The organism is Longispora sp. NPDC051575 (assembly GCF_040681875.1).
Taxonomy (GTDB): Bacteria; Actinomycetota; Actinomycetes; order Mycobacteriales; family Micromonosporaceae; genus Longispora.
The window spans coordinates 46530-66398 of the sequence record NZ_JBFAZP010000005.1 but is presented as its reverse complement, the minus strand read 5'-3'; the positions used below and the strand labels follow the sequence as shown (position 1 = coordinate 66398).

22 protein-coding genes are annotated in these 19869 nt (G+C 70.2%); 12 read left to right on the top strand and 10 right to left on the bottom strand.

What is annotated here, in order from left to right; all coding sequences use genetic code 11:
* Nucleotides 1–19 precede the first annotated feature (19 nt).
* The 12 genes from AB0M43_RS14695 to AB0M43_RS14640 all read left to right on the top strand — a co-directional run bounded on the left by AB0M43_RS14695 (nucleotide 20) and on the right by AB0M43_RS14640 (nucleotide 9875).
* Complete coding sequence (locus AB0M43_RS14695) at nucleotides 20–274, top strand: hypothetical protein (protein ID WP_363724720.1); 255 nt, start codon at nucleotides 20–22, stop codon at nucleotides 272–274.
* Nucleotides 275–306: 32 nt separating this feature from the next.
* Nucleotides 307–978, top strand: coding sequence for an SAF domain-containing protein (locus AB0M43_RS14690; RefSeq protein WP_363724718.1), 672 nt, complete (start codon nucleotides 307–309; stop codon nucleotides 976–978).
* A 3-nt stretch (nucleotides 979–981) separates the two neighbouring features.
* Nucleotides 982–1710, top strand: coding sequence for a hypothetical protein (locus AB0M43_RS14685; RefSeq protein WP_363724716.1), 729 nt, complete (start codon nucleotides 982–984; stop codon nucleotides 1708–1710).
* 17 nt (nucleotides 1711–1727) lie between these two features.
* Complete coding sequence (locus tag AB0M43_RS14680; protein WP_363725745.1) at nucleotides 1728–3026, top strand: ATPase, T2SS/T4P/T4SS family; 1299 nt, start codon at nucleotides 1728–1730, stop codon at nucleotides 3024–3026.
* Nucleotides 3027–3028: 2 nt separating this feature from the next.
* Nucleotides 3029–3889 carry a type II secretion system F family protein gene (locus AB0M43_RS14675; RefSeq protein ID WP_363724714.1) on the top strand — a complete coding sequence of 287 codons (861 nt, stop codon included), beginning with the start codon at nucleotides 3029–3031 and terminating at the stop codon, nucleotides 3887–3889.
* Nucleotides 3889–4752, top strand: coding sequence for a type II secretion system F family protein (locus AB0M43_RS14670; RefSeq protein ID WP_363724712.1), 864 nt, complete (start codon nucleotides 3889–3891; stop codon nucleotides 4750–4752). Before AB0M43_RS14675 ends, AB0M43_RS14670 begins: the two co-directional genes overlap by 1 nt.
* A 47-nt stretch (nucleotides 4753–4799) precedes the next feature.
* Nucleotides 4800–5015: a hypothetical protein gene (locus AB0M43_RS14665; protein ID WP_363724710.1), complete on the top strand. Its 216-nt coding sequence runs from the start codon at nucleotides 4800–4802 to the stop codon at nucleotides 5013–5015.
* A 71-nt stretch (nucleotides 5016–5086) separates the two neighbouring features.
* The gene (locus AB0M43_RS14660) at nucleotides 5087–5416 is read left to right on the top strand and encodes a TadE family protein (RefSeq protein WP_363724708.1); all 330 of its coding nucleotides are present in this window, start codon (nucleotides 5087–5089) and stop codon (nucleotides 5414–5416) included.
* Nucleotides 5413–5871 (top strand): TadE family protein, encoded by a 459-nt coding sequence (locus tag AB0M43_RS14655; protein ID WP_363724706.1) that lies wholly within the window; start codon nucleotides 5413–5415, stop codon nucleotides 5869–5871. The genes AB0M43_RS14660 and AB0M43_RS14655 overlap by 4 nt, the downstream gene beginning before the upstream one ends.
* A 74-nt stretch (nucleotides 5872–5945) precedes the next feature.
* On the top strand, nucleotides 5946–6299 hold the full coding sequence (locus tag AB0M43_RS14650) for a hypothetical protein (protein ID WP_363724704.1): 354 nt from the start codon (nucleotides 5946–5948) through the stop codon (nucleotides 6297–6299).
* On the top strand, nucleotides 6296–9175 hold the full coding sequence (locus tag AB0M43_RS14645) for a LysM peptidoglycan-binding domain-containing protein (RefSeq protein ID WP_363724702.1): 2880 nt from the start codon (nucleotides 6296–6298) through the stop codon (nucleotides 9173–9175). The genes AB0M43_RS14650 and AB0M43_RS14645 overlap by 4 nt, the downstream gene beginning before the upstream one ends.
* Nucleotides 9176–9305: 130 nt before the next feature.
* Complete coding sequence (locus tag AB0M43_RS14640; protein ID WP_363724700.1) at nucleotides 9306–9875, top strand: DUF2199 domain-containing protein; 570 nt, start codon at nucleotides 9306–9308, stop codon at nucleotides 9873–9875.
* Nucleotides 9876–9926: 51 nt separating this feature from the next.
* Here AB0M43_RS14640 and AB0M43_RS14635 read toward each other — a convergent pair whose 3' ends face one another.
* The 10 genes from AB0M43_RS14635 to AB0M43_RS14590 all read right to left on the bottom strand — a co-directional run bounded on the left by AB0M43_RS14635 (nucleotide 9927) and on the right by AB0M43_RS14590 (nucleotide 19832).
* Nucleotides 9927–10361, bottom strand: coding sequence for a hypothetical protein (locus AB0M43_RS14635; protein WP_363724699.1), 435 nt, complete (start codon nucleotides 10359–10361; stop codon nucleotides 9927–9929).
* 159 nt (nucleotides 10362–10520) lie between these two features.
* Nucleotides 10521–11624: an HAD domain-containing protein gene (locus AB0M43_RS14630; RefSeq protein ID WP_363724697.1), complete on the bottom strand. Its 1104-nt coding sequence runs from the start codon at nucleotides 11622–11624 to the stop codon at nucleotides 10521–10523.
* Between the two features lie 82 nt (nucleotides 11625–11706).
* Nucleotides 11707–12126: a hypothetical protein gene (locus tag AB0M43_RS14625; RefSeq protein WP_363724695.1), complete on the bottom strand. Its 420-nt coding sequence runs from the start codon at nucleotides 12124–12126 to the stop codon at nucleotides 11707–11709.
* Nucleotides 12127–12221: 95 nt separating this feature from the next.
* Nucleotides 12222–12773 carry a hypothetical protein gene (locus tag AB0M43_RS14620; protein WP_363724694.1) on the bottom strand — a complete coding sequence of 184 codons (552 nt, stop codon included), beginning with the start codon at nucleotides 12771–12773 and terminating at the stop codon, nucleotides 12222–12224.
* Nucleotides 12774–12867: 94 nt separating this feature from the next.
* A complete protein-coding gene (locus tag AB0M43_RS14615; protein WP_363724692.1) occupies nucleotides 12868–15519 on the bottom strand; it encodes a Helicase associated domain protein in 2652 nt (883 codons plus the stop codon).
* A gap of 147 nt (nucleotides 15520–15666) precedes the next feature.
* Nucleotides 15667–16275 (bottom strand): hypothetical protein, encoded by a 609-nt coding sequence (locus AB0M43_RS14610; RefSeq protein ID WP_363724691.1) that lies wholly within the window; start codon nucleotides 16273–16275, stop codon nucleotides 15667–15669.
* A gap of 165 nt (nucleotides 16276–16440) precedes the next feature.
* Nucleotides 16441–16818, bottom strand: coding sequence for a hypothetical protein (locus AB0M43_RS14605; RefSeq protein ID WP_363724689.1), 378 nt, complete (start codon nucleotides 16816–16818; stop codon nucleotides 16441–16443).
* 165 nt (nucleotides 16819–16983) lie between these two features.
* Nucleotides 16984–17472 carry a hypothetical protein gene (locus AB0M43_RS14600; protein WP_363724687.1) on the bottom strand — a complete coding sequence of 163 codons (489 nt, stop codon included), beginning with the start codon at nucleotides 17470–17472 and terminating at the stop codon, nucleotides 16984–16986.
* Nucleotides 17472–19172, bottom strand: a complete 1701-nt coding sequence (locus tag AB0M43_RS14595) for a vWA domain-containing protein (RefSeq protein ID WP_363724686.1) — start codon at nucleotides 19170–19172, stop codon at nucleotides 17472–17474. The genes AB0M43_RS14600 and AB0M43_RS14595 overlap by 1 nt, the downstream gene beginning before the upstream one ends.
* Before the next feature lie 81 nt (nucleotides 19173–19253).
* Nucleotides 19254–19832, bottom strand: a complete 579-nt coding sequence (locus AB0M43_RS14590) for a hypothetical protein (protein ID WP_363724684.1) — start codon at nucleotides 19830–19832, stop codon at nucleotides 19254–19256.
* Nucleotides 19833–19869: the final 37 nt, after the last annotated feature.

The following is a 19869-nucleotide window of genomic DNA, read 5'->3' as shown; positions in this document are numbered from 1 at the left end:
GAATGCCCGGCCGAGGGGCATGAGGATCTCCACCGGTGACGGTTCCACCGTCAACTGCGGGGGACCCGGTGACGCGTGGACGAGCACGGCCGGCGCGAGCGCGGCCTCCCCGACTTGTGGTCACACCTACACCCGTGCGGGCGCGTACACGCTGACGGCGACCGTGACCTGGGAGGTGTCCTGGACCGGTGGTGGATCCTCGGGCACGGTCCCGTCCCTGACGACGACTGCGTCCCTGACTCTTCTGGTCGTCGAGTCGCAGGCCCTCAACTAGCCAATTCTCTTCGAAAGTTCGGGGGGTACCCCATGACGGCACCGTCTGCCCAAAAACAGGCACTGGTGAACGGCAAACTACGCGTTCCGGGCGTCGCGGCCTCCGGTGCACGCCGACGGGTCAGCGTGCCGCGGATCTTGCTCGGGTCCGGACTGGTGCTGGTGTGCGTGCTGGCGAGCGTGCTCGCGGTTGCGGCCCTGGACGCCCGGGTTCAGGTGTTGGCCGCCGCCCGAGCGTTGGCGGTCGGGCAGACGGTGACGGATGCCGATGTGAAGGTCGTCCGGCTGGCTGCCGGTTCCGAGGTCGCCACGGTTCCGGTGGCTGAGCGGGCTTCGATCATCGGTCGGACGGTGGCGATGCCGGTGGCTGCCGGTGCACTTCTGGCCCCAGGTCAGCTGGGTGCCGCTGCGTGGCCGCCCGTAGGGCAGTCGTTGGTCGCCCTGCCGGTGAAGCCGGGCCGGGTCCCCTCCGGGCTGGGAGCTGGGGCGCGGGTGTCGGTGTTCGTGGTCTCGGCCGGCGGCTCGGGTGGCGGGGGCGGTGCGGCCGGTGTGGTGTCGGCGGACGGCACGGTGACCGAGGTGCACGTCGCGGTCGATCAGACGGGCACGATCGTGGTGTCAGTCCTTGTCGGCGCCGGCGATGCCCCTCGTATCGCGTCCGCCAGTGGCGAGGTGTCCGTGGTTCAACTCGGTTCCGGGAGCTAGGCCATGTTTCTGACGATCGGGTCCCTGAAGGGCTCTCCCGGAGCGACCACCATCGCAGTGGGGCTGGCCGCGCAGTGGCCGGGCGAGCCCGCCGTACTGTTGGAGGCCGACCCGGCCGGGGGCGACCTCGCGGCCCGCTTCGGCGGCTCCGTGGAGCCGGGCCTCACGACGCTGGCCGCAGCGGGGCGCTCCGGCGCACGGGCCGTTCTCGCCGAGCACACCCAGCTACTGCCGGTCGGCGTGAGCGCGGTGCTCGCCCCGCCAGGAGACGCCGCAGCGGCGGCCGTCGGAGCCCTGGCGGCTTCGGGTCGTGCGGTCCTGGCCGGGCACCCGGCGGTGGTCGATCTTGGCCGTGTCTCCCAGGGCGGGGCGGGTATGGCGCTGGCCGCCGCGAGCGACCGAATGCTGCTGGTGATCCGTCCGACGATGGAGGAACAGGCCCAGCTTGCCGCGCGCCTGCCGTGGCTGGTCCACGCGACCTCCGGCCGTGTCTCCCTGGTCCTGACGGGCGGGGGTCCGTACTCGGCGCGGCAGATCACCGACGCCTACGGCCTGCCGGTCGCAGCCCATCTCGCCTGGCATCCGACCACTGCTGGCATCCTGTCCGGCCGCACGACGTCGCGGTTCTGGCGGTCGCTGCGCCTGGCCCGGCAGCTGGCAATCCTCGCGTCCGAACTTGAGTCCGCAACTGGGCGCCCCCTCGTGCCCTACCCCGCTGGAGCAACCCGATGACCACTTCGAGGTTCCCCCTGACCACTGCGGACCCGGCGGTGTCGTGGTCTGCGGGCGCGGATCCGCTGACCGCCGCGCTGCGCGCCGAAGTCGCCCGCCGCCTCGCCGCTTCCGGGGCAGCTCCCAGCGGACAGGAACGGGCCGAACGCGTGCACGGCTTCGTCCAAGCCGTACTTGACGAGCACGCCCAGCGTGAACTCGCCGACGGGAGGCACCCGCTGGCGCCTCCGAAGGAGGAGGCCATCGCGCGGGCGATCGCCGACTCGCTCATCGGTATGGGCGGGCTGCAGCCGCTGCTCGACGACGAGACGATCACCAACATCTTCATCAACGGTTCCCGGGTGTGGGTGACCCGCACTGACGGCCGCAAGGAGGAGTTGCCGCCGGTTGCCGGTTCTTCGGAGGAGCTCGTCGCGCTGGTCCGTGACATCGCGGCCCGGGCCGGCACGGACGAGCGGCGCTTCGACCGTGGCGTGCCCAAGGTCAGCGTCCGGCTCCCGGACGGGTCTCGACTGTTCGCGACCATGCTGTCGCGCGAGCCGTCCGTGTCGATCCGCCGGCACACCCTGCTGCAGACCTCGCTGCAGCAGCTCGCCCACGACAAGGGCGTCTTGCCCCCGGGCATGATCAGTTTGTTCTCTGCGATGGTGAAAGCGCGTAAGAACATCATCATCTGCGGCGGCACCAACAGCGGAAAGACCACCTTCCTACGCGCCCTGGCACGGGAGATCCCGCCCCAGGAGCGGCTCGTCACGATCGAGGACACCGACGAACTCGCCCTGGATCAGGACCCCGACCATCCCGACTGCATCGCCCTGCAGGCCCGTGAGGCCAACATCGAGGGCGAAGGTGCGATCGACCAGGCCGAGCTGGTGCGGTGGGGGCTGCGGATGGCCCCGGACCGGGTCATCCTCGGCGAAGCGCGGGGCGGTGAGGTGATCCCGCTGCTCAACGCGATGAGTCAGGGCAACGACGGCTCCCTCGCCACCATCCACACCTCATCCAGCCGACAGGCGTTCGCCCGGCTGCAGACCTACGCTGCCCAGGCCGCCGAACGCCTGCCGTTCGAAGCGACCGCCCCGTTGATCGCTGGGGCGGTGCACTTCGTGGTGCACCTGGATTGGGCCGGCGACCGCCGTCGGGTGGTGTCCAGCGTGCGGGAGGTGCTGCACCACGAAGGCGCCGACGTGATCAGCAACGAGCTGTTCAAACCAGGGCCCGACCGCCGGGCCGTCCCTGCGGCGCCTCTACGCAGCGGGACCCTCGACGAGCTGCTCGATGCCGGGTTCCGTCCCGAGCTGATCGGGGGTTGGTGACCATGGGCCCGCTCGCCGCGATTCTGGGCGCCACCGCCGCCCTCGGCATCCTCCTCATCATCTCCGGTCTGCGCCGGCCCGCCATCGACCGGGCCCCCAGGCTCGGTCTGCTCGCACGGCTGCGCGCCCGTGGCCCGTTGCCGGTGGTGCGATTGGCTGTCGTAGGCACGGTGGGGGTGGTGGTCGGGGTCGCCTCCGGGTGGCCGGTCGCAGCGATCCTCGCGGGCGTCGCCGCCTGGACCCTGCCGTCGGTCCTCGGGCCGGACCGGGCCGTTAAGAAGCAGATGGCCCGGATGGAAGCGATCGCTGCGTGGAGCGAGGACCTCACCGGCACGCTGCGCGCTGGTGCCGGTATCGAGCAGGCCATCCTCACCACCGCACTCATCGGCCCGCTGGAGATTCGCACCGAGCTGGACCGCCTCTCCTTCGCCCTCCGCACCGGCGTCCGCCTTCCCGAGGCGCTACGTGGTTTCGCCGCGGACTTGGCCGACCCGACCGCTGACCTGGTGGTTAACGTGCTTCTGCAGGCCGCCGCACACCAGGCCCGTGACATCGCCGCCGGGCTGGAAGGCGTCGGGCAGGCCGCCCGCGACCAGGTCTCGGCGCGGCTGCGTATCGCCACCAAACGTGCTTCCACGCAGACGTCGACCCGGATCGTGATCGCCGTGGTGTTGGGCACGGTGCTGCTCATGGCCGTGTTTGTCGGGGACTTCCTCTCCCCGTACGGCACGGTTGTGGGGCAGCTCGTTCTAGCCGTCGTCGGTGCGTGCTTCGCCGGATGCCTGCTCTGGATGGTCCGCGCCGGCCGGGTCGATGACCTGCCGCGCATCCTCACCCCCGAACCCGAGGAGGTGGCGGTCTGATGGACGCCATCCTGCTCGGCGCCGGAGTCGGAATGGGCCTCGTGCTGATCGTCTTTGGTCTCTGGCCGGCTCGGCCGCCCCTGCTCACCGCGATCGCCAACATCTACCGCACCCCTTCCGCACCAGCCAGCCGGCGCCGGCGGATCGAGGAGGCACTCGCTAGCCCACTGACCCGCTTCGGCCTGCCCCGCAGGGCCACGATGGCGGATCTTGCGGTCTGTGAACGCGACCCGATCGCCTACCTCGGCAGCCTCGCGGGCCTGGCGGTCATGGCGCTGCTGGCCCCGGCCGCGACCGTGGCGGTCATGAACCTGATGGGCGCCGGCATCGCCCTCACCGTGCCGATCTGGCTCGGCGTCGCCCTGGCCGCTGTGGCGGTGTGGATCACCGAGGCGTCGCTGAAGGGCAAGGCCGAACAGCGCCGCCTGCTGATGCGACACACCCTCGCAGCGCTCCTCGACATCGTCCCCCCGGCTCTGGCTGCCGGGGCCGGGGTGGAACAGGCGCTGATGGATTCCACCCGTATCTCCTCTGGCTGGGCCGCCCGACGTATCCGCCACGCCCTCGCCACCGCACGAACCACCCGCACACCGCTGTGGCAGGCCCTCGGCGACCTAGGCCGCGAGACCGGTGTCGTGCAGCTCGAGCAACTCGCTGCCACTCTGCAACTCGCCTCTGGCGAGGGCACCCGCATCCGCGCTGCCCTGACCCAGCGAGGGCACGCCCTGTCCGAACGCCTCGCGGCCGAGCTGGAGGCCCGGGCCGAGTCGGCGTCTGAGCGGATGTCCATCCCGCTCATGCTGCTGACCTCGGTGTTCCTGCTGTTCCTGATCTACCCAGGCATCGCCGGACTTCAACCCTGACAACCACACCACGGAGCCACACATATCCCACGCGCAAGGAGCAGATCATGATCAACAACCTGAGTGTCCGACTGACCCTGGCCGCCGAGGCCGCCGCCGATCGGTGGAAGGAGCTGCGCGCCACCGAGGACCGGGGTGCCGAGGCGATCCAGGTCGCCATTGGTATCGGAGCAGCCGCCACCATCGCCCTCGGCCTTTTCCTGGCCTACAAGACCGGCATCACGAAGCTGACCGAGTCCTGGTTCTTCGGCGACGGCAAGTAGAAGGCCTAGAGCCGATGCACCGCGCCGGGTACCCTCGCCGCCCCCGCCGTGATGATCGGGGCGCGGCCAGCGTGGAGTTCGCGATCGCCGTGCCGATGATCGTCCTCATCCTCGCCGCACTCACCCAGGGCGTGTTGTGGGGCATCGGCTACCTCGCCGCACAATCCGCCGCCGATCGCGCGGTGCAGAGCACCCGTGTGGTCGGCGGCAACGCGGCGGCCGGCGACGCCCAGGCCCGCGAACTCCTGGCCCAGCTCGCCGGTAACCTCGTGCGCGACCCGCAGGTCACCGTCACCCGCGGCCCGACAGTGACCACCGTCGTCATCCGGGGCACCGCCAAGGGGCTCCCGCTGCCGATCGACGTGCGGCTGACCGCCCCGACGGAGAGGTTCGTGCCGTGAGGCGCCGCGAGGACCGGGGCGGGGTTGCGGTGGAGATGGCACTCGCCGTGCCGATGAGCGTCTTGATGCTGTTCCTGCTGATCGGGGCGTTCCAATACTCCCGCGGCACCGTCAACGTCCACTCCGCCGCAGGTTCGGCCGCCCGCGCGGCGTCGCAGGCGCGCACGGCGCCGGGCGCGCGGCAAGCCGCCGAGGCGTCCGCGCATGCCAACCTCGACGCCCGGTGCCTGCGCGTCGCCGTCACCGTCGACACCGCGTCGTTCGTTCGAGGCGGACAGGTCACGGTCACCGTCACCTGCGGTGTCTCCACAAAGGGCCTGACCGGCGTAGGCGTGGGCGGGAGCCTGGATATCACCGCCACCGCCACCAGCCCGCTGGACGTGTACCGCCAGGTCGCCCTCGGGCCGAGCGCCGACCGTTCCCTCCCCCGCTACCGAAGGGCGGCAATCCGATGAACACCACACCTGCCCGTATTCCACGGCTGCGTGGGGACGCTGGAGCTGTCAGCGTAACGGTGGCCTACATCGGCATGACCGTGGTGCTGATGGCCGCGATCCTCCTCGGCGGCGGCACCGTGCTCGCCGCCAGGGCGCACGGCTATGACGTGGCGGCCGAAGCCGCCCGCGCAGGGGCGCAGCAGATCGACCTGGCCACGTACCGCGCCATCGGCGTCCTCGTGCTCGACCCTGGCGCAGCCCAGGCCGCGGCCCAGCACTATCTGAACACGGCCGGAGCCACCGGAACGGTCACCGTGACCGGGGTGACGGTCAATGTCACCGCGACCAGCCGGCACCGTACGCCGATCCTGGCGATCTTCGGCCGTCCGACCGTGCTGGTCACCTCAACCGCCAGCGCCGGCCCACACACCGGAGGCATCCCGTGAGGACCCACGACCCCTTCCGTAGGGGCCCGTTGAGCATCGCCTTCACCGTGCTTCGGCGGCTCGTGGCGGTCGCGGCCGTGCTCGCCATGACGTTTGGCGTGCCCACCGGCCTTGTCAGGTTCTTCGGCAACCCGCTGCCCGACACGTGGCCGTCCGACGCGGCCGGTTGGCAGCACCTGCTGACCGCCGGATTCACCGACGAGACGATCATCGGCCTGGTCGTCGTCTGCTTGTGGGCGGTGTGGGCGCTGTGGTGCTACAGCCTCCTGATCGAATCCCTCGTCCTGCTCAGCGGCCGAGCCGACCGTGACCGCAGCACTTCCTCTCCGATGCGGGGCATGGCAGCCGCGCTCATCGCCGGAATCCTGGCCACCCCGGCCGCCGGCCTGGCGACCCCCGCCCCGGGTCCGGCCACAGCCGCCGTGGCCGTGGCCGCACCGCGCCCCCAGGCCCCCACCTCGTCGGTGGTCTGGGCGATGCCAGGAGCCGTCGTGCATCCTGTCGCTGCGGCACCTGTCGCTGAGCCGGAGAAGCCGGCGCGCCTCGACCTGCCGCGGTTCGCGGTCGCAGCGCACACCGGCCCGCTGACCGTGCAGGTCGCCGGCAGGCAATCCACGCTGGAAGTCCAGGCCGGTGACACCCTGTGGGGCATCGCCGAACGCTGCCTGGGCGACGGGCAACGCTACCGCGAGATCTTCGAGCTCAACCGGGACCGCTATGACTCGGCCGGCAGGATGCTCGGGGGGGACCATATCGAACCCGGCTGGGTGCTCACCCTCCCCGACGACGCCACCACGCCCGCAGACTCCCAGCAGCAGGCACCCCCAAACCGGCCCGAATCCCCGCCGCCCTCCCCGGTCACCCAGACACCGCAAACGCCACAGCCCAGCACCCCACCAACAGCGGCACCGAGCCACCCACAAGGCACCGACGGCGTCGCCCCGCTGCCTTCCACGGCTCCCACTGCGCCGACAACCCCGGCGCCTCAGACCACACACCGACCAACAGACGCGCCCGAGAACCCAACCGCCAGCAAACCGGGTGTGGGGCTGACCGGCAACTCGTGGGTGGACCTCGGCTTGGCCGGGGCGATCCTCGCCGCAGCCGCCGCCGTGTGGGCTCACCGTCGGCGCCGCTACACCCCGCTCCCGCCGACCCCCACGGCGCGCGACAACGACCCGGACCTGCGTCCGCTGCCCAAGACCGTCGGGAGGATCCGCCGGGCCATGCGCGCCGGCCCCAGCCCCCTCCCGGTCACGAGCACCACGACGTCCCCCGACGACGCCGACCAACCGCCCCGTGAGCCGATGCCCCTGACGGGGGCATCCGCCGCAGGGCCGGTGACACCGGCCCTCGACAGCGAGCACACCGCCACCTGGTCACCGGCCGGCCTGGGACTGACCGGCCCCGGAGCGCACGCCGCCGCACGTGGCCTGCTGGCCGCGACCCTGGCCAACGGCGACGTCTCCGACCCGCACCGTCACAGCCGCGTCCTCATCCCCGCCACCACCCTTGCCACGCTGATAGGGCCGCGCGCGAACGAGGTCGCCGGTACCCCCAGGCTGACCGTCGTCTCCGACCTCGACGCGGCGCTGGAAGCCCTGGACACCACCGCCCTGCTCCGCGCCCGCACTGTCTATGACCACGAGGCCGAAGATGTCGCGGGCGTCCGGGCCAACGACCCACTCGAGGAGCCGATGCCCCCGGTCGTGCTGTTCGCCGACAGCAGCACCCGGCACGCCGCCGCGCGCCTCGCGGCCCTGCTCACCCAGGGACGGCGTCTGGACCTGCACGGCATCCTCCTCGGCGACTGGCCGCACGGAAGCACCGTCGACGTCGCCGAAGACGGCACCACGACCCGCCCCGACGGGGCACCCGCCAACTCCGAGCACCCCGCCGATCTGGGCCGGCTGGCAGTCCTGGATCCCGAGGAAGCCTGCGACCTCCTGCGCCTGCTCGCCGAAGCCACCACCGGACAGCCCCAACCCGAACCCGAGACCAGCGATCACCAAGCCCACAACGAGAAAAAGGCCGACCTGTATGTGCGGCAAGCACACCAGGAAGACGATCCAGCGGAGCTGGACGTCGAGGTCGACGGCCCCAGCGAAGAACAGGCCGGGCGGCGCACTGGTAGGCCGGTCCGGGTCACGCTGCTCGGCGGGTTCGACATCATCGGTGGTGTGGACCCGGTCCCCGAAGGCGACAGCCTGCGCGGCAAGGCCAAAGAGCTCCTCATCTACCTCGCGGCCAACGGAGGCCGGGCATCCAAGGACGCGCTGATCGAGAACCTGCTGCCGGACGCGAAGGTCGCCTCAGCACACCACCGGCTCAACACGATCTCTTCGAACCTGCGTACCTACCTGCGACGGGTCAACGGCCCCGGCCTGTACCTGGAACGCACCGCCCACCACTACCAGCTCCGCCGCGACGAGCTCGACATCGACCTGATGCGCCTGTTCGAGGCGCTGGCTGTCTACGACGCCGCGTCTGAGGATTCCGACCGTTGCCGGGCGCTTCGCGAGGCACTGTCCGCCTACGGCGGGCCACTCGCCAACGGCATGGACATCGACTGGATCGACATCGACCGCAGCACGGTGACCCGCCGAGTGCTCGACGCCCACATCGCCCTCGCCGAACTGCTCGCCACCACCGCCCCCACGGAATCAGCCGCCCTGCTCGACCGGGCCATCCTTTTGGATCCCACCGCAGAAGGCACCTACCGCCACGCCATGCGTCACCGTGCCGCGCTTGGTGACGCCACCGCCGTGCGCGCACTGCGGCGAGCGATCACCGCGTCTCTAGCCGACATCGACGCCGACCCAGCGGAGGAAACCCTCCAGCTCGCCGAACAGCTTCTGACCGGGTTGCAGACCTGAGGTGAGGTTCTGCCCTTGTCCTTAGCCATCTGACCTGAATTTTGCGGCGGAGCGGCCCGCCCCGGGGCGGGCACATCCGGCCCCGGCCGGGATCAGTCCCTCCGGGCCGCACGCGGTGATCGTTTGTGCTTTGATCGTCGGGGTGAGCCTCTGGAGTCGACTGACCAACCGCCGAACCCCGACATGTACGTGCTGTGCGAACGGTTTGGATGCCAGCGATCCCCGCTTCAACCTCTCGTTGCCGACGCCGGTCGCGGAGCTGAGTGAGACCGAATTCGACGAGCAGGTCATCTGGGTATCCGATCAGGTGGTGATCACTCGAACTTTGGGCGGGTTCGTCAGGGTGTTGCTGCCGGTGCCGCTCACCGACGGCAGAACCGCCACCATCGGCATCTGGGCCTCGGTCTCCAGCGAAGACTTCGAGGAGCAGCTTCGGATCGGCCGAGGCGAGGCCCCTCACAGCGGGGCCAGTCTTGAGGGTCGCCTGGCCAACGATCTAGAGCCCTGGGGCGATTCGATCCTGGCTGCGCCTGTCCGAATCGCCTCGCCCGGCGAGCGACGCACCCTTGTCGTACTGCCCGACTCCCACCCACGGGTTGCCGAAATTCTGACCAGCCGCTGGAGGCCCGCCGAGGTGCTGCCCGCCTCGATGGCCTGGGCACTGGACTACGACCCAGCCGCGCACGTTCGAAACGTATGAGCTTGTTCCAAGTCTCGCGCTGGAGGCCGGAGGTGCCCGTGACGCGTGCTGTCAGTAGCCGGATCCGGAATCGTAGTGCAGCCACTTCGGGCGGTCGTCGACCGACACCAGCTCCAGTTCCACGAGGGCTGCGGCCAGTAGTGGCTCCCAGTCGCTGTCGACGGCGGCGTTGCCGATCATGTGGATGTCTTCGGCGGAGTCTTTGACGATGAGGACGTAGCGCGGTGGGGCCGGGCGGTCTGGGTCACCGACGGTGCCGATCTCGTCGATCAGCCATGGAAGGCGCTCCTCGGCCCGGTCGCGCAGGACCGGGCTGCCGATCTTCCCGGCGACGTGTTCGAAGGCTGCCTGCCGGAAGTCGCAGCTCGGGTCGGCGTCGTCGTACCAGTCGGTGCGCAGCATCTGGCCAGGGGCGAAGCCCTCAAGGCGCCACCGTCCGGGTCCACCCAGCTCGTATCCGTAGGCGAGGTACGGCTCCAGCGGCATGAGGGTTCCTTTCGAGGGGCCGGACGTGTGGGTCCAGGCGTGGTGGTTGTTCCGGGGTGCCGGATATGGTGTTTCGGTTATCGAGCGGCGGTCAACTGGTTCAACGTGGCGGCCGGCGCGGGGTCACTCTCGACCGCCGCCGCGGGCCACTTCCGCCTCTCAGTCGGCGTCGGCGGTGGTTGTCTGGGCGTGGAGCCAGGCGGTCAGGGCGTCGAGCTGAGCTGTCGTGAGTCCCCGGTGTGCGGTGGTGCGGATCAACAAGGTCGGGCTCGTGGCCGACCGCACGAGTGCCCAGTCGTCCTCCTTTCCGCCGAACTCGTCATCCAGCCAAACCAACGGTCGGTCGGCGGCGTAGGCGCGGATCGGCCCGATTTTCGGCGACCAGCCGAACCGGGGGCTGTTGTCGGAGCCGATGTCGAGGACCGGCATGTCCGGAAGGCCCAGCAGGGGCGCGAGGTACTCGGCCGCCCTGCGGCCCCAGGAGGTGGCCCAGACCAACTCAACCCCGCTGTCGGCGAGCGCGGCCAGCCGTGCCCCGTGCTCGGGGTTGATCCACACCCAGCCGGTGCGGGCGTCCCCGCCGATGTCCGGCATGGTCAGCTCGACCCGCTGGTAGCCAGCCTCCAGCAGCGTCACGTCCTCGCCGGCTGTCGGGCACAGCATCCCGTCGACGTCTATGGCGACCACCACATGGGAGTGGCCCGGCGCAGGGCCAAGTACACGCCGAGGCACGGGCTCGATGTCTGGATCGGGATCGGGGCCAATTGTCCGGCCCGGCACCGGTGCGCCGCCAGTGGACGTGGGGTTCGACGTCGCCCAGGACCCGGGGTCCACGAGCAGGTAGCCGAACAGGCGGCCGATGATGCGCAGCGAGTTGGTGGAGAACCGTTCGAAGAACCCCTGGCAGACCGCCGGCTGGATAGCGCGCGACGCGCGACCTTCGGGGGTGGTCTCGTGGCAGATGACGTAACTTTCGGCCGCCCGTGCCTCGTCGGTGATGTCCTTCAGGCGTCCCTGCGACAGGTGCATCCGGTTGCCGGGATGGTAGATGCACGTGTCGCATTTGCGGGCCAGCAGCCGCGTCTTGCGAGTGACGGGGTCCCCGACGCTGTAGTCGCTGGCGTCGGGTTGGTCTGCCTCGGGGAGCACGGCCTCCATCTTGCCGGTTGGTGCGGCCGGTTGTGCCCAACCTGTCACGGGTTGTTCGGACGGGGCATTGGGTGATGTGAGGCGAGGTTCGGGCTTCGCCGGTGACTGGGACATGAGGTTCTCCTTCTGTGGGGCTGGACCGGCATGGCGAAGGAGGGGCACCCGGTCGGGTGCCCCTCCTTCGCCGTCGTGTGGGCTATGAGGGCGTGGCTGTGCCTTCGCTCCAGGGCTTGACCTGGTAGGTGCAGGCTATGGACTCCACGGCCCCACCCGGGTCGGGGTTCAGCGCTCCGTACAGGGTCACGATCTGGGTGACCGCCGGGACTCGGGCGTTGAACGTAATGCGGGGCCCGCACGACTCGTGGGCCCCGCCAGGGATGATGGTCGCCGTTGCCATGCAGGAGCGCCGGTCGAAGACGACGTCGAAGGTGGTGGTTTCGCCTTCGCTGGCCGGGATCTCATCGCACCGGAATATGGCGATCCCGTCCTCGGTCGGGACGATCGGTTCGAAGCCCAGGTCGAGCAGCTCGCGTTCCAGGCGCCTGAAGGCTCCCTCGTCGATGATGAGCGAGCTGGTTGGCGCGGCCGGTTCGGTGCCGCAGGGGGTGATGGTCACTGTGGTCCCTTCAGTTGCGGGCGGACGTGTACCGACCTGGCCGGTGCCCGCCGGTGTCTGTGCGACGGCATGGCACCTCCACTCCTCAGCGGTGATCAAGTCGTCGGCGGGCCGACGTCGTTCGGGCCGGTGGCGGGGTCGACGTGGTTGCGGATCAAGGCCCCGAGCAGGTCGGCTTCGGCCGTTGTGAGGTCCCACGGCAGGTCCATCCGGATGTCCAGGCCGCGGCGGAGCGGCGTTACCACGGTCCGAATCCGGTCGTCGGGCATGGCCAACGGACGTCGGACTGCTGCGGTCCTGCCGCCGATCGACAGCAGATACCAGTGGGGGTCGCCGCTCATCCACGCGCCGTGGGCGCGCATCGCCAGCCGGATGCGGGTGGCGTAGGTACTGCCGGAGCGAAACGTCTTGCCCTGCCCGCGTACGGCGGCCGTGAAACTGGCGATGAGCGCGTCGACGTCGAGGTCAGCGACAAGGGTGGCGATGGGGATCGGTACGACGGTGTGGACACGCCGCCAGGCGCCGGCGATCTGGTTGACAGTCTCGACGCTCAGGCCGCAGGTGCGGCCAGAGTCACGCATGTGGTCCAGGATCGGTGTCAAAGAGGCGATGGTGGCATCGCGGGCAGGTTCGGGAAGGTTGGTCATGGTGGGTTGGCTCCTGAACGGTCGTGGATCGTGAGGGTGCGGGTTGCTCGGCCGCGAGCTGATGGGTAGTTCAGTTGCGTGGCTCGGTCTTGGTTCAGTTGTGCTGGGTGGCGGCGGGGTCTGGAACGGCGAGGGACCCTGGCCGGTGGCGTACGGCTCTGAGGGTCCAGTCGATGCCGAGTGCATCGAGGGCTGCAACGTGTTCCTGGCTGAGCTGTCCTTGGGCGTAGGCGCGGCGTTGCCTGTACAGCCAGGTGAACAGGGTGATGCCGTCGACGCGTTCGTCGCTGGATGGTCGTAGGTGCCCGTGGATGGTGTGGAACTGGCCTGCGGCGGCGAGCCCACGAGCCCACAGGATTCTGCGGGTGTTGGCGGCAGCGTCGCCAGCACGGTTGATCTCTGTGGTCAGAATTTCGACCGTGAGGGCCTGGCCGGGGAGTTTGCGCCGCCACCATTTGATCCACTGCCCCAGCGGGCAGTCGTCGGCCGCCAGGTGGTTTCCTCGTACGTCGAGGTTGCCGTGCTCGCGGTAGTAGTCGGCGGCGTGTTCGAGCATGTGTACGGCCCTGTCGTGCCTCGGTTTCCAGCTGATTCCGAGCTGTTCTAGGTCCGCGATCTGCTGATCGCTGAGCCTGCCAGCTTCACGCAGGGTTCGTTGGGCGGTGATGAAGGCGCCGAGCCGGAATCCGTCTGCTGTCTCGTGCTTCTGGGGGATGCGCAGGTGTCCGTGTTCGGCAAGGAACGCGGCGCATTCGGCGAGCCCGCGTTCCCAGTTGGCCTCATAGGGCCACCACTCGACTCCCAGTTCCGTCAAGCGGGCCGCGCGGTCCGGGTCCAATCGGCCGAGCCGGTGCTTTCGCCGCTGGCTGTGAAGCCACGAACCGGCGGGGAAGCCGTCGTGGGTGCTTCGGTACTCGACCGGGATACGGACGTGCCCGTTCTGGTCGTGGAACGTCCGCGCGTGGGCGAAGCCTTCCTCCCAGCGCAGGTCCCTCACCCGCCAGCACATCCCGAGGTTTTCCAAGAGCTTCACGCGCTGGGGGTGCACGAGGTTCTTGTTGTAGCGGGTGCGCTGCCCGGCCAGCCACTTGCCGAGCGCGAACCCGGACGCGTTGATGTGAGTGACGGGGACGAGCAAGTCGCCGTGGGCACCGTGGTGGGCAGCGGCGTGCCCGTACCCCTCCCACCAGTCGTGGGTGGTGGCGGTGATGAGCAGCGGACGGATGTGGTCGAGGTAGGCGTCCCTGTCGTAGGAGTCGGGGAGCCGGAACTGGATCTGCTCGGGTATCTCGACAACGCCGCCGGTGGCCAAGCGCGAGCGGGCGCTGTCGAGCATCGCGCCGAACAGATCATCGTGGCTGCGCAGCCCACGCACAACGTTCCACACGGTCGCCCAGCCGGCGTCCTGCGCCGAGGAATCTGCTGCGGCGGGATCATCTGCGACGAGGACCGGCACGAGGACCGTGGCGGTCGATGGCCCTGCCGGGCCGCGTCGTAGTGCCCGGCCGATGGCCTGCACCGTGTCGGTCGCCGACGACTTGGGTGCGGTGAACAGCACGGTGTCGATGGCGGGAATGTCGATGCCCTCCGATAGGCACCTCGCGTTGGACAGCACCGCCCAGCCGCCGCCGGGCGGCTCGGCGAGGCGACGCAGGAGGAAGTCGCGGCGCGCGGCGCTGTCCGCGCCCTCGACGTGGGCGACGAAGAGGGGGAGGTCGGGTCGGTGGGTGTCGAGCAGGGCGAGGGTCGGCTCCAGGGTGGCGGCGAACTGCCGGGACAGCGCGCGGCGGGGGTGGTAGGCGATGATGCGGCGCAGGTCGTACTCGGCGGCGGCCCGCCCCAGCGCTGCGGCGATGACCGCCTGGTGCAGGCTCAAACCAGCGTCGCCGGACGCGGCGATCGCGCTCTTCAACAGCGTGAGCGCTTCGGTGCGGGTGACCGCTACGACGAGGAGACGGTAGTCGTCGATCCAGCCGTCGGCGATGCCTTCGGCGAAGGAGTACCGGTAGGCGACCGGGCCAAACATCGCCTCGTCGTGCATGGAAAGCCGGTGCTCGCCTGTGATGAAGTACTGCGGAGTCGCGGTCAGGTAGAGCCGGCGTTCGGCGGGGAGGCCTCGGTCGTCGTGGACGCGCGCGAGGTGCTTTCCCGGGTCGCCTGCGGCGTGGTGGGCCTCGTCGATGATGAGGAGATCCGCGCGGACGTCGGCGGCCGTGAGGGCTTGTCCGACGACGAGGGCGGAGGCGTGGGTGGTGCCGATCAATCGCAGCCCGCGAGAATGGTCGCCCAACCACTTCGCGATCTGCGTGGGGTCGGTGGTGACGGTGTAGGGCAGTTCCGCAGCGCGGGCCGCCGCGTCGGTGACCGTGTCGTCGCTACACGCGGCCAGGACCGCGCCGGGGCTGGTCGAGGCCCATGCCCGCAGGGTTTGGGCCAGCAGGCCCAGCGATGGGCAGGCGACGACAACGACCGCGTCCTGCGGGCAGGAACGCAGCGCCGCGGCGAGTGCGACCTGGGTCTTTCCGGTGCCGCAGGCCGCGTGGACCTGGGCCCGTCCGCCGGAGCCGATCAGATCGGTGATAGCCCCGATGGCCGGGATCTGCCAACCGCGCGGCTCCAGCGGCTGGTTGAGCGGCGACCCCGCGCCGCCGGACGGAGTGGGCGTGGTTTCGTGTCGGGTGTGGCGGCTATCGGCGGGTCCGGGCGGACCTTTTCGGGACGAGCGGCTGTGCGGTTGTATCGTCATGGGCTTCTCCTGTGAAGGAAGACGGCGAAGCCGCTCCGGCGCTAAGCGCTGAAGCGACTTCGCCGCAGGGGTGGGTGGCTTGAGCTGCCACGTACTGGTTGATTGGTCAGCGCATGAGGGCGCTAGATGGGGAAACCCGAGGCCAGGTCAGGCGCGGTGCACCCAGACGGCCGTGGCCGCCTCGGCGGCGATGATGGCCAGTGCCCCGGCGGCGGCGTCCACGCCGCTGACGGCCGGGGTCAGGTAACGGCGCGTCAACAGCGGGGTCCGCACGGTCCGTCCGGTGGCGGTGACGACGGTGCACATCGCCTGCCAGTCGGTCAGCGGCAGCAGGTCGATGCGTTGGGCACCGTCAGGCAGCAGGGGTGGCGCGTCGGATACGGGTTGCTGGGCTGCGTTCAGGAGTTGGCCGAGGCTTTCCCAGAAGGCGGGGTCAGTGCGGTGGAACTCGGTCACCGAGACGTCCGGAGCCGCCTCCTGAGCGGCTTCGGTGAGAAGCCAGTCGTGCCAGTCCGGGAGCTCGGTGGCGTCCCCGGCCGACTCGTCGGGCGCGGCGAGCGGTTCTCCGGGCTGGTGGGTCGGGTCGGTCCACCACTGGCGCAACTCGGTGACGGCGCCGGTGAGGATCTCGTGGATCGCTTCCAGATCGCCAGAGGCGACGGCGTGCGCTCCGATGCGCAGCGTGAACGTGTCGCCGCCGGTGGGGATGATGCTGACGGGTGGGGCCGTGTTACTGGTGTGGGCGTGGTCTGTCATGTGAGTGGATCGCCTTCTGCTTGGGGAAGCGGGCGCCGTCAAACGGCGCCCGGCTGGGCACTGCAGGACGGGCTTAGGTGCTCGGCTGGGTGTGGCGGGCGGTGGCGATGTCGTCGGGCCGCCACCGGCCGGTGAACACGACCGCCTGCCCGACTTCAGAGCGGATCACTGAGGGGTGTTGTCGAACGCGGCGTCAGCGGCGATGACGCCGTCGAGGGCCTGGTTGAGTCCGGTGGCGATCAGCGCCATCGCCTGCCGCAGCAGCCGGACCGTTCGCGGGTCGGCGTCGGACAGGAGGACCTGGTCGGCGAGTGACCGCTCCAGGTCGGTGTAGGTGTTGTGCCAGGTGGTCAAATGGGCGATCTCGTAGGCGAGGAGTCGTTTCAGCGACTGCTCATCCGGCAGAGTCGCCGCCGGCTGGTGTTGCAGGTGCGCGCGCAGTTGTGCGGTGGCGGCGGTGACGTCGCAGGCCAGGTCGTCCAGCGGCCGGCGCAGGAGCTGGCCGGCTGCCCCGGTGGGCCGCGGCAGAGTGGGTTGGGACATGTCGTGTTCCTCCAGATGGTGGTACGCATGGATCGGGATGCATGAACGCTCGACTTCGGCCGGTGTGGCAAGGCGCGGCCGGTGCGTGCAACGGCGGTCTCCGCGTGGAAGCCGGCCGAGGTCTTCGCCCCGGCCGGTGGCGTACACGGGGCTCGCCGGGGTTCGCTAGTTCTGCTCGTATCCGGAGGCGAGGCTGCGCAGGACCTCGAGTCGGATCCGCAGGTCGCGCAGGGTGTGGCCGTCGGCGGTGCGCCACGCGGCCCAGCCGTCGGTCGGGCCGACGGAGCGGGTGACGTGCCTTGCCGCCGCGCCCGGTGTCGAGCAGGCGGCGCCGTTGACGAAGATGCGCCCGTCGGAGCGCACGATGGCGGTGTGCGTCTCAGCACGCCTGCGCCGGTGCCAGGTCAGCTCCTGCCCTGGGCTGAGCATGCCGGCGTCTAATAGCGGTTTGAGGGAGGTGCCTTCCCTCCAGCGGATGCGCTGGCCGACGGGCATGGCCTCATCCGGCGAGGCCGGCGGGAGGCCCAGTAGCTCGCGCAGGGTCGCATCGACCGTGATTCCGGCGGTGGTGCGTCGCTGTTCGAGGTTGTCGTAGACCGCCTGGGTCACCGTGACCGTCTGCACGGCGAAGCCGAGCCGGCGGGCGGCGCTCATCAGCGGTTGGCCAGTGCGGCGACGGCGGCGCGGGTGATGACCTCGCCGGCTTGGCTGGCGTCAGCCAGTAGGGCGACCTGGGTGCCTGTCATCGGGGTGGAGTTCTCCGGTCCGATCCACAGCAGGCCGCAGCCTGCTTGGGCGAGCAGGTCCAGTTCGCGCTGCCCCTCGATGTCCTCGCGTTGGTAGAACTCCCCGTCGGTGATCATCACGAGGAGACGTGCGGCGTTGCCGGCTTCGGTCAGGCCGAGTGCGTGGTCGAGTGCGCGGACTGTGAGGGTGAAGTCCCGGGTGCTGCTCTCGCCGACCAGCTCACGGACCTCGGTTCCTCGGTTGTGGCCCGGGCGGGTGAGTGCTCGTGCCTGGGAGCCGAAGGTGGTGGAGGCGGACTGGCCGCCAGGGAGGCGGCCGACGGCCTGGCCGATGACCCAGGCGATGGACGCGGCTGGTCCGAAGAACGGGTCCATGCTGGGCGAGACGTCGATGGTGATCCCGACGAGCAGCGGAGGCTGCGGATCGACCTGTCGGGAGGTGGACTTCCACGGCTCGGCGGTGGGCATCTGTCCGAGGCTGCGCTGCACGTACTCGGCCATCGCCGCCCGCGGCACCAGACGACCCGGCGGCAGCGCCGAGGTCTTGTGGTTGACGGTCGGTTCGCGGTGCGCTGCCTTGCGTAGCGCTCGGGTTAGGCGGTTGGCGTCGATGAGTTCCTGCTCCGTCGGCGGGCGTGCCGGTCCACGCTGCCCCGGAGGCAGTTTCGCGCCATGTTTACCGAACACCTTGTCCGCGGCGGCCTTCCTGCCCTGCTTTTGCGAGAGCTGCTCGGCGCGTTCGTCGGCGCGTCTCTGCGCCTCGGCCAGTGCCGCCCGCGCGTCGGCGATCATGGCCGCCACCTCGGCGCTGATCACGGCGAGTACACCGGCCACGGCGTCGGCGAGCACGGCCGCGCCGTCGGCTGGGATCGGGAAGGGAATCTCGGTGTGCAGGCCCAGTACGCGGCACCAGCGCCGTCCCCATTCGCGCATCGCCCGGTCGTCGCCATCCGCGGTACGCAGGGCTCGTCGCCAGATCTGTTCGAGCCTGCCGAGTTGGCGCCGACCGATCACCTTCGTGATCGCGGCACGGACCGGGGCGACCTCGTGGGCGGTGAGGATCCCGACGTCGGAGCGGGCCAGCAGCAGCGCGGCGGCGGTGGCAGCTCCAACGCGGCTATCGGGCGCCCTGAGGTCCGCGAGGTCCAGTTGCAAGGATGACGCGCGCAGCCATTTGCGGTCAGAGGGCGTGGTCGCGATCCGGCGTCCTTCGATGCGGGCTTCGTCCAGCAGGGTCGACATTTCGGCGGCGACCTGCTCGAGCGGGTTGGGTGTCCAGCGGGTGTGTTCGGCGTGGGCGATCTCGTGCACGAGCAGGCCCCAGCCGACCGGGTACAGGTCGCGGCTGGCCACGTCGGTGGGGTCGACGCGGGTCGGGTCGACGCTGACGAAGTCGGCGTCGACTTCGATGACCCCGTCGTCGAGGGTGATGCAGGCGGGCGCGCCACCGCCGACGCCGGGGGTGACCAGGACGGTGAGGTCGTCGCGGCCGGTGATGGCCTGGACCTGGGTGGTCCAGGCGGCCGATATCGCCGCCCAGGCGGGCGCGACCGGCGGGTGGTTCCTCGCGGGCCCAGCGGGGCTGATCGTGGTGGTGTGTTGATTCACGGTCTGCTTCTCCAAGACGGAAAGTGCCCCGCCGGCGGACCGGCGGGGCGAGATCGAAATGGGGGGAGGTTCGGGGCCGGGCTATTGGGGGGCGCAGGCGGCCAGCAGGTTGCGGAGTGCTGCGACGATGAGGCTGTCGAGGGCCTGCTGTGGTGGTTCGGCGTTGACCGTGCTGACGGGTTCGGTGCCGCGTGCGCGGGTGACGTCGTGGATGCGGCCGTCAACGTCGAGGGCGGTGACGATCCGTAGCTCGTGGGACGCGAGAGCGGGCATGGCGCGCAGGTCGCCGTAGGCGTAGCCCTCGATACGGCCACTGGCCCAGAACTCGCCCATGAATGCCACCGCGATCACCCTGTGCCCTGCTGGGCGGGCCCACTCTGCGAACCATTCCGGCGCCGTCGCCCCAGCCAGGTGCTGGGCGATGCCACCGAGGACGACCGAGGAGGGAAGGTTCTGTCCCGGGCGCAGCGGGTCCGGCGTGCTCCAGTGCCCGCTGGGGATGGGCAGCGTCTGGACGAGGATGCGCCGGTCGTTGGCGTCGGACGGGGTCAGCAGGCCGAGGATGGTGGGGTCGATGTCCCATCCGGCCTTGTGTTCGGTGAGGGCTTCCACCTCGCCGAGGATCTCGGTGACGGCGGCGACGGATTCGGGGTGCAGCACGTGGGGTCTCCTTGGTGGGGATGGACGCCGCGGATGG

What these genes read in the sequence shown, in the direction of transcription:
- AB0M43_RS14695 (WP_363724720.1), top strand. Translation starts at nt 20, where the DNA reads ATGAGGATCTCCACCGGTGACGGTTCCACCGTCAACTGCGGGGGACCC.
- AB0M43_RS14690 (WP_363724718.1), top strand. Translation starts at nt 307, where the DNA reads ATGACGGCACCGTCTGCCCAAAAACAGGCACTGGTGAACGGCAAACTA.
- AB0M43_RS14685 (WP_363724716.1), top strand. Translation starts at nt 982, where the DNA reads ATGTTTCTGACGATCGGGTCCCTGAAGGGCTCTCCCGGAGCGACCACC.
- AB0M43_RS14675 (WP_363724714.1), top strand. Translation starts at nt 3,029, where the DNA reads ATGGGCCCGCTCGCCGCGATTCTGGGCGCCACCGCCGCCCTCGGCATC.
- AB0M43_RS14670 (WP_363724712.1), top strand. Translation starts at nt 3,889, where the DNA reads ATGGACGCCATCCTGCTCGGCGCCGGAGTCGGAATGGGCCTCGTGCTG.
- AB0M43_RS14665 (WP_363724710.1), top strand. Translation starts at nt 4,800, where the DNA reads ATGATCAACAACCTGAGTGTCCGACTGACCCTGGCCGCCGAGGCCGCC.
- AB0M43_RS14650 (WP_363724704.1), top strand. Translation starts at nt 5,946, where the DNA reads ATGACCGTGGTGCTGATGGCCGCGATCCTCCTCGGCGGCGGCACCGTG.
- AB0M43_RS14635 (WP_363724699.1), bottom strand. Translation starts at nt 10,361, where the DNA reads ATGCCGCTGGAGCCGTACCTCGCCTACGGATACGAGCTGGGTGGACCC.
- AB0M43_RS14630 (WP_363724697.1), bottom strand. Translation starts at nt 11,624, where the DNA reads ATGTCCCAGTCACCGGCGAAGCCCGAACCTCGCCTCACATCACCCAAT.
- AB0M43_RS14620 (WP_363724694.1), bottom strand. Translation starts at nt 12,773, where the DNA reads ATGACCAACCTTCCCGAACCTGCCCGCGATGCCACCATCGCCTCTTTG.
- AB0M43_RS14615 (WP_363724692.1), bottom strand. Translation starts at nt 15,519, where the DNA reads ATGACGATACAACCGCACAGCCGCTCGTCCCGAAAAGGTCCGCCCGGA.
- AB0M43_RS14610 (WP_363724691.1), bottom strand. Translation starts at nt 16,275, where the DNA reads ATGACAGACCACGCCCACACCAGTAACACGGCCCCACCCGTCAGCATC.
- AB0M43_RS14605 (WP_363724689.1), bottom strand. Translation starts at nt 16,818, where the DNA reads ATGTCCCAACCCACTCTGCCGCGGCCCACCGGGGCAGCCGGCCAGCTC.
- AB0M43_RS14600 (WP_363724687.1), bottom strand. Translation starts at nt 17,472, where the DNA reads ATGAGCGCCGCCCGCCGGCTCGGCTTCGCCGTGCAGACGGTCACGGTG.